Origin of the sequence: Chroococcidiopsis sp. CCALA 051 (assembly GCF_003015105.1) — a bacterium.
In the GTDB taxonomy this organism is placed as follows: domain Bacteria; phylum Cyanobacteriota; class Cyanobacteriia; order Cyanobacteriales; family Chroococcidiopsidaceae; genus Chroococcidiopsis; species Chroococcidiopsis thermalis.
Map to the genome: position 1 here is coordinate 1 of NZ_PYCI01000255.1, position 2,491 is coordinate 2,491.

The following is a 2,491-nucleotide window of genomic DNA, read 5'->3' on the forward strand; positions in this document are numbered from 1 at the left end:
GGGTGGCCGCCGAGATACGGATACTGTTGGCGAAATATTGCTTAACATTGGAATTCTAAACTTGACGGTGTATTACATGGAGAGGTGAATTTACTTTACCGTGTATTACATAGTAAAGGATGAAACTGAGTTAGCAATCTCAATTACCAATAAACTAGAAATGGCTAGGGAGACGAGTATATGTGCCTACACCCTGAAGAAATTCCTCCCGTTCCTGAACAAACGGTGCGTGTAGCTCTAGCAGCATTTCCTAAAGGTAATCTCTATATGCGGCTACGCGATGAGCTTGGGGTCTTCTATCAGGATGAGGACTTTGCCTCCCTTTATCCACAACGCGGTCAGCCAGCACTAGCACCTTGGCGCTTGGCAATGGTACTGGTAATGCAATTTTTAGAAAACATGTCCGATAGGCAAGCAGCACAAGCAGTACAAGGGCGAATTGACTGGAAATACGCTCTGTCCTTAGAGTTAACAGATCCAGGTTTTGACTTTAGTGTTTTGAGCGAATTTCGTGACCGAATTATTGAGGGTGATGTTGAGCAACAAATACTAAACTTGATGCTCAAGAGATTTCAGGAACTCAAACTACTTCGGGCGAGAGGAAAACAGCGCACTGACTCAACTCATATACTAGCGGTAGTCAGAGAGTTAACTAGACTAGAACACTTGGGGGAAACCCTGCGGTCTGCTTTAAATGCTGTAGCAGAAATCGCCCCCATCTGGCTGAAGTTATTGGCTCCCGCCGAGTGGTATGACCGCTATAGCAAACGCTTTGAAGACTCCCGACTGCCCAGAACGGCTCCAGAACGAGAAACTTTGGCTGTAACAATTGGGGCTGATGGCTTTCAGTTACTTGATGCTATCTATTCTCAAACAGCGCCCGTGGAACTGCGACAACTACCAGCAGTAGAAGTCTTGCGTCAGGTTTGGGTACAGCAATACTATGCACCAACAGACAAGATCCAGCTACGCAATGAAAAAGATGGTCCACCTTCGGCACTACGAATTCGCTCACCCTACGACTTGGAAGCGCGTAATAGCACCAAACGTACTACGAACTGGACAGGGTACAAAGTGCATTTGACAGAAAGTTGTGATGAAAATTTACCTCATATCATTACTCATGTAGAATCTACCCCTGCCACAAGTCAAGACCAAACTGTTGTTCCTTCAATTCATCGCGCTTTGGATCGAAAAGACCTCTTACCTCAACAACACTTAGTAGACTCTGGTTACACTTCAGCACAACTACTTTCTAGCTCGGAGCGGGACTATAACATTGATTTGTGCGGACCAGTGGCTCTCAATGTTGGATGGCAAGCAAAAGCCGGACTTGGATTTGATTTATCCCATTTTCAAATAGATTGGAAGCAGAAAGCGGTATATTGTCCTCAAGGTAAGCGCAGTTATCTTTGGAAAAAAAATAAAGACGGTTATGGTAAACCCGTAATTTATGTTGAGTTTCGGCAACGTGATTGTTTAGCCTGTCCTGTTCGCTCCCAATGTACTCGTGCAAAAACAAACCCTCGCGGGTTAACCATACAGACACAATCCGATTACGAAGCTCTTCAAAAAGCAAGGGAGCGACAAAAAACCGAGCAGTTTCAAAAACAGTATGCACTGCGCTCAGGGATTGAAGCCACTATCTCTCAAGGAATCCGAGCATTTGAATTACGCGAGTGCCGTTATATTGGGCTAGCTAAAACTCACCTACAGCATATCGTGACGGCTGCCGCTATCAATCTAGGTCGAGTTTTTGCGTGGTTGGAGGAAATACCACTGGCTAAAACTCGCTCCTCACACTTTACACTGCTGGCAGAGCCAAACATTTAGATCCTATGAAAGAAAGCCTCTGTAGTGTTTTTCCGTGTATTACTTGGTTAGACTCCGACTGGTCAAGTTAACCTAGTCGTGTAATACATGGTTGGGTTGATGCTGAAACGGGATACTCAGGGGAAATTCACTCTAAAAAACGACAACTATCGTCAGGTACGCTCTTTAAGATTAACTGATGAAACCTGGAAGGCTATTGGTATTGCTGCTGAATGCTCAGGCTTAACCAGGGCTGACTATTTAGAACAGATTGTTAAAGATCGGGTTTTGCCAAGTATTACACGGCACGACGATAGCCCTCCACCGCATATTACACGGGATGAAGAACACGATCGAATAACCGATCCCGTGATTGCAGAACAGTCAGTCATGTTGAAGAGGGTAGCAGCACTTGAAATTTTGCGCGACCGTGTGATGTCGGAACTCAAGTTAGGTAAACAAGCCCCTGGATACAAAACTGCCCAAAAAGCCCTCAATCGTTTCATTGCTGAACTAAAGGCTTCACTATAGGTATTTTCGTAATTCTCGCTCTGCCATCACAACCAATCTTTTACCATGTATTGCATGGATAGGAGGCACTTTCTAGCTATGTATTACAATGTTAAGCAATATTTCGCCAACAGTATCAGATACGTGCAAAATGGGACACGTTGTAAAG

General features: G+C 44.6%; 2 protein-coding genes. Both read left to right on the forward strand.

The window, feature by feature from the left end; translation table 11 throughout:
- Nucleotides 1-180 precede the first annotated feature (180 nt).
- On the forward strand, nucleotides 181-1,833 hold the full coding sequence (locus C7Y66_RS30340; RefSeq protein WP_106548369.1) for an IS1182 family transposase: 1,653 nt from the start codon (nucleotides 181-183) through the stop codon (nucleotides 1,831-1,833).
- Nucleotides 1,834-1,932: 99 nt separating this feature from the next.
- A complete protein-coding gene (locus C7Y66_RS30345; RefSeq protein ID WP_106548370.1) occupies nucleotides 1,933-2,343 on the forward strand; it encodes a hypothetical protein in 411 nt (136 codons plus the stop codon).
- Nucleotides 2,344-2,491 lie beyond the last annotated feature (148 nt).